Raw genomic sequence first — 6,377 nt, 5'->3', positions numbered from 1 at the left:
AGCGCCGTCCCAGGCGGCGGTACGCTCCCTGACCCGGTCCACCGGCAGCCCGACCGACACCATCCCACCCCGGCCCGCCAGACCCGCCGCGATCGCCTGCGACCGCAGCGCCACCACCTTCGCCGCGTCCTGAAGCGACAGCGCACCCGCCACACACGCCGCGGCGATCTCACCCTGACTGTGACCCATCACCGCCGCAGGCTCCACACCCACCGAACGCCACAGCCCCGCCAACGACACCATCACCGCGAACAACACCGGCTGCACCACATCCACCCGGTCATAGCCGGGGGCACCTTCGGCGCCACGCAGCACGTCCGTCAGCGACCAGTCCACGTAAGCCGACAGAGCCGCCTCGCACTCGGCAATCGACTCCGCGAACACCGGCGAGGACTCCAGCAACCCCACCGCCATCCCCACCCACTGCGCACCCTGACCGGGGAAGACCAGCACCGGACGGCCGAGCGCCTCGGTGGCGTTGCCGCGGACCACACCCGGTGCCTTCGTCCCCTCGGCCACGGCCTCCAGGCGCTGGAGGAGTTCCGCACGGCCGGTCCCGGTCACCACGGCCCGGAACTCGAACGCGGACCTGGTCGTCGCCAGTGAGAGCGCCACATCGGCGGCGCCCAGCTCCGGGCGCTCCGTGACGAACTCCCGCAGTGTGGCCGCCTGGGCGCGCAGGGCGGCATCGCCCTTGCCCGCCACCAGCCACGCCACCGGTCCGTCGACGACCTCGGCCCCGGCGTTCTCCTCCGCCTCGGCCTCGGGAGCCTGCTCCAGGATGGTGTGCACGTTGGTGCCGCTCATACCGAACGCCGACACGCCCGCGCGCCGCGGATGCCCCGTCTCGGGCCACGGCCTGGCCTCGGCCAGCAGCTCGACGTCACCCGCCGTCCAGTCCACGTGCGGCGAGGGCTCGTCCAGGTGCAGGGTCTTCGGCAGCACGCCGTGCCGCATCGCCATCACCATCTTGATGACGCCGCCCACGCCCGCGGCCGCCTGCGAGTGGCCGATGTTCGACTTGATGGCGCCCAGCCACAGCGGCTGGCCCTCGGGGCGCTCCTGACCGTAGGTGTTCAGCAGTGCCTGCGCCTCGATCGGGTCACCCAGCGAGGTACCCGTGCCGTGCGCCTCCACCGCGTCCACCTCGGCGGCCGTCAGGCGGGCGTTCGCCAGCGCCTGCCGGATGACCCGCTGCTGCGAGGGACCGTTCGGCGCCGTCAGACCGTTGCTCGCACCGTCCTGGTTCACCGCGCTGCCGCGCACCACGGCCAGGATCGGGTGGCCGTTGCGGCGCGCGTCCGACAGCCGCTCGAGGACGAGCATGCCGACGCCTTCGGCCCAGCTCGCGCCGTCCGCGGCGGCCGAGAACGGCTTGCTCCGCCCGTCGGAGGCGAGAGCGCGCTGCCTGCTGAACTCGATCAGCGACATCGGGGTGGACATCACCGTCACACCGCCGGCCAGCGCCAGCGAGCACTCGCCCTGGCGCAGTGCCTGCCACGCGAGGTGCAGGGCGACCAGCGACGACGAGCACGCGGTGTCCACCGTCATGGCGGGCCCTTCGAGGCCCAGCGTGTAGGAGATACGGCCCGAGAGCACGCTCGGCGAGACACCGGTGCCGACGAGGCCCTCGACGCTCTCCTGGGATCCGGCGAGGACACCGCCGTAGTCCTGGTAGGTGACACCCGCGAAGACGCCGGTCTGGCTGCCCTTCGCCGCGATCGGGTCGATCCCGGCCCGTTCCAGCGCCTCCCATGAGGTTTCCAGCAGGAGCCGGTGCTGCGGGTCCATCGCTATCGCCTCACGCGGCGAGATCCCGAAGAACGCCGGGTCGAACTGGCTGGCGTTGTGCAGGAAGCCGCCTTCCTGCGTGTAGCACTTGCCGGGCTCGTCCGGGTCCGGGTCGTAGAGGTTCTCCACGTCCCAGCCGCGGTCCGTCGGGAAGGGCGAGATGCCGTCCCGGCCCTGGGCGACCAGGTCCCACAGGTCCTCGGGGGTGGCCACGCCACCGGGGTAGCGGCAGCTCATGCCCACGATCACGATCGGCTCATCGTTGTCCGCCACCGCGACCGGCACCGGCTGCCGGGCCCCGGTCAGTGCGCCGAGGACCTCGGCACGGGCGAACTTCGCCAGTTCGACGGGGGTCGGGTAGTCGAAGACGGCCGTCGCCGGGAGGCGCAGGCCGGTGGCCTTGCTCACCCGGTTGCGGAACTCGACGGCGGTCAGCGAGCTGAAGCCGAGTTCCTTGAACGACTGCGAGCCCTGGACCGCGTCGGCGGAGGCGTGTCCGAGCGCCGCCGCGACGTGCGTGCGGATCACGTCGAGGAGCACCCGGTCCTGCTCGGGCTCGGAGAGCCCGGCCAGCCGCTCCCTCAGCGCGGCGAGCGGCCCGGACTCGGAGCCCGCGCGCTTCGCGGTCCGCCGTGTGGTCCTGCGCCGGCGCACCGGCTCGACGGATGTCTCCGCGGGGGCGTCGGCGGCCGTCTCTGCCGGGGCCGGCGCCCGGGTTTCCGACGGCTCCGTGGCGATCTCACGCAGCGTCAGCGTGTCAGCGGACACGACGGCTTCGCCGGCTCCGTCGACGGCCGCCAGGGAGAGGGTCGCCGGCCCGGTGCGGGCGAGCCGGACGCGCAGCGCGGAGGCACCGGAGGCGTACAGCGATACCCCGGCCAGGCTGAACAGCACGCGGCCGCGCCCCACGCCGTCCAGGACCCCGAGGCCGAGCGGCTGGAGCGCCGCGTCCAGGAGGGCGGGGTGCAGCCCGAACCGCTGGGCGTCCACGACGGCCTCCTCAGCCAGGCTGACCTCGGCGAACACGTCGTCCTCGCGCTGCCACACGGCGCGCAGACCACGGAAGGAGGGTCCGTAGACCAGGCCGGTGTCGGCCAGCAGTTCGTACAGGCCGTCCACGTCGACGCGCTCGGCGCCGGGCGGGGGCCACGCGGTGGAGTCGAAGCGGGTCGCCGCTTCGGCGGCCGCGGCGTCGTCCGGTTCCGGGGCGAGCACACCGGTGGCGTGGCAGATCCACTCGTCCTCGTCCACGGGCTCGGGCAGGCGCGAGTACACGTCCAGCGAACGGGTGCCGGACTCGTCCTCCTCGCCGAGGACGAGCTGGATCTGGGCTCCGCCGCCCCGGGGCAGGACCAGCGGCGCCTGGACGACGAGTTCCTCGATCCGGCCGAGGCCGACCTCGTCACCGGCGCGAATCGCCAGTTCCACGAGGGCCGTGCTGGCCAGTACCGGCTCGCCGCTCAGGACGTGGTCCGCCAGCCAGGGCTGGGTGTGCAGCGAGAGCGTTCCGGTGAACACCAGACCGTCGGCGCCCGCGAGGGGGACGGCTCCGCCCAGCAGCGGGTGGTCGGCGGGGTCGAGGCCGAAGGCCGCGGCGTCTCCGGCGGCGGCGCCGGCGTCGAGCCAGTAACGCTGGTGCTGGAACGCGTAGGTGGGAAGGTCCACGCGGCGGGCGTCGAGCCCGGCGAAGAGCGCCCGCCAGTCGACGGTCGCGCCGTGGACGTGTACCTCGGCGAGCGCGGCGACGAGCGCCTGGGTGTCGGGGCGGTCCTCGCGCAGCAGCGGCACCAGCACGGGGGCCGGTGCGTCCTCGGCGGCGATGTCCTCGCCCGGTCCGGTCAGGCAGTCCTGGGCCATCGCGGACAGCACGCCGTCGGGGCCCACCTCGACATACGTGGTGACGCCCTGGGCTTCCAGGGACCGCACGCCGTTGAGGAAGCGCACCGTCTCCCGCACGTGCCGCACCCAGTACTCCGGCGAGCACACCTCTTCGGCCCCGGCCTGCTCACCCGTGACGTTGGAGATGAGCGCGATGGACGGGCTGTGGAAGGTGATGGTCCGCGCCACCGCGCGGAAGTCCTCCAGCATCGCGTCCATGTGCGGGGAGTGGAAGGCGTGGCTGACTCGCAGGCGGCGGGTTCTGCGGCCCCGCTCCGACCACGTCGCGGCGGCTTCGAGCACCGCGTCCTCGTCACCGGCGATGACCACGGCGGCCGGGCCGTTGACGGCGGCGATGCTCATCCGCCGCTCCAGCTCGTCCGTGAGCTGCTCGGCGACCTCGGTCTCCGACGCCTCGACGGCGACCATCGCGCCACCGGCCGGCAGGTCCTGCATCAGCCGGCCCCGGGCCGCGATCAGCGCGCAGGCGTCGTCCAGCGAGAACACCCCGGCCACGTGGGCCGCGGCGACCTCGCCGATGGAGTGGCCGATCAGCACGTCCGGGGTGACGCCGAAGTGTTCCAGCAGCCGGAACAGCGCCACCTCGACGGCGAACAGGGCGGGCTGGGTGAACGCCGTCCGGTCCAGCAGCTCGGCATCCGCACTGCCCTCGGCCGCGAACACCACCTCCCGCAGCGGACGGTCCAGCAGCAGGTCGAGCCGTGCGCACACCTCGTCCAGGGCGCGGGCGAACACCGGGAACGTCTCATACAGCTCGCGGCCCATGCCGAGGCGCTGCGCGCCCTGGCCGGTGAACATGAACGCGGTCTTCCCGCCCTTGGCCACCTGGCCCTGGACGATGCCGGGCGCGTCGCCGCCCGTGGCGACGGTCTCCAGGCCGCGCAGGAGCGTCTCGCGCTCGGTGCCCAGCAGCACCGCGCGGTGCTCGAACACCGACCGGGTGGCGACCAGCGAGTGGGCGACGTCCAGAACGCCGAGCTCGGGCGCTTCGAGAAGGTGGGTCCGCAGTCGGTCGGCCTGGGCGCGCAGGGCCTCGGGACTCCGGGCGGAGAGCGCCCAGGGGAGGACCCCGTGGCCACCGGCGGGAGCCTCGTCCCGCTCGGCCTCGTCGGACACCGGGGCCTGCTCGATGATGGTGTGCGCGTTGGTGCCGCTCACACCGAACGCCGACACCGCGGCCCGGCGCGGCCGATCGGTCTCCGGCCACGCGGTGGCCTCGGTCAGCAGGCGCACCTCGCCCGCCGACCAGTCCACCTGCCGCGACGGCTCGTCCACATGCAGCGTCTTCGGCAGCACACCGTGCCGCATCGCCATCACCATCTTGATGACCCCGGCCACACCGGCGGCGGCCTGCGTATGACCGATATTCGACTTCAGCGCACCCAGCCACAGCGGCCGGCCCTCGGGGCGGTCCTGGCCGTAGGTGGCCAGCAGCGCCTGCGCCTCGATCGGGTCACCCAGCGTCGTACCGGTGCCGTGCGCCTCCACCGCGTCCACCTCGGACGCCGACAGGCGGGCGTTGGCGAGGGCCTGGCGGATCACCCGCTGCTGCGAGGGACCGTTCGGCGCCGTCAGACCGTTGCTCGCACCGTCCTGGTTGACGGCCGAGCCGCGCACGATCGCCAGCACCGGGTGGCCGTTGCGCTCGGCGTCCGAGAGCCGCTCCACCAGGAGCATGCCCACACCCTCGGACCAGCCCGTGCCGTCCGCCGCCTCCGCGAACGGCTTGCACCGGCCGTCGGGCGCCAGCCCACGCTGCCGGCTGAACTCCACGAAAGCGGCCGGGCTGGCGATCACGGTCACACCACCGGCGAGCGCCATGCCGCACTCGCCCTGGCGCAGCGCCTGCGCGGCCTGGTGCAGGGCGACCAGCGACGACGAGCACGCGGTGTCCACCGTCATGGCGGGCCCTTCGAGGCCCAGGGTGTAGGAGATGCGGCCCGATACGACGGAGGTCGCGCTGCCGGTCAGCAACTGCCCTTCGAGGCCCTCGGGAATCTCGTGGAGCCCCGCTCCGTAGCCGGAGGTCGCGGCACCGACGTAGACACCGATCTGGTTGCCGCGCACGGACGACGGATCGATACCGGCGCGCTCGAACGCCTCCCAGGAGGTTTCCAGCAGCAGCCGCTGCTGCGGGTCCATGGCGAGCGCCTCACGCGGCGAGATACCGAAGAACGCGGCGTCGAACTCGCCCGCCTCGTCCAGGAACCCGCCCTCGCGGGCGTAGAACGTGCCCGAGCGGTCCGGGTCCGGGTCGTACATCCCGTCGACGTCCCAGCCGCGGTCGGAGGGGAAGTCGGCGATGGCGTCCGTTCCGGCCGCGAGGAGGTTCCACAGGTCCTCGGGGCTGCGTACCCCGCCCGGGAAGCGGCAGCTCATCCCGACGATCGCGATCGGATCGTCGTCGACCGGGGCCGCCACCGCCACCGGCGCGGCCACCGCGCCCTGGGTGCCCAGCACCTCGGCACGCAGGTGGTCCGCCAGGATCGTCGCGTTCGGGTAGTCGAAGACCAGTGTCGCCGGCAGCGCCAGCCCGGTCTCCCCCATCAGCCGGTTGCGGAACTCCACCGCCGTGAGCGAGTCGAAACCCAGCTCCTGGAACGCGCGGCCGGCTTCGATCGCCTCCGGGCCCGCGAAGCCGAGGACCGCGGCGGCGTGGGCCCGCACCAGGTCGAGCAGGGTCCGGT

1 protein-coding gene is annotated in these 6,377 nt (G+C 73.4%); it reads right to left on the bottom strand.

Annotated elements, in window-relative coordinates:
* Nucleotides 1-6,377 (bottom strand): type I polyketide synthase (locus AXW62_RS16965; protein ID WP_159060901.1); only part of this gene is annotated, 6,377 nt, incomplete at both ends.

The organism is Streptomyces hygroscopicus subsp. hygroscopicus (genome assembly GCF_001553455.1).
Classification (GTDB): domain Bacteria; phylum Actinomycetota; class Actinomycetes; order Streptomycetales; family Streptomycetaceae; genus Streptomyces; species Streptomyces hygroscopicus.
Note: the sequence above shows the minus strand (reverse complement) of the source record. Positions and strands in the feature narration are given on the sequence as shown.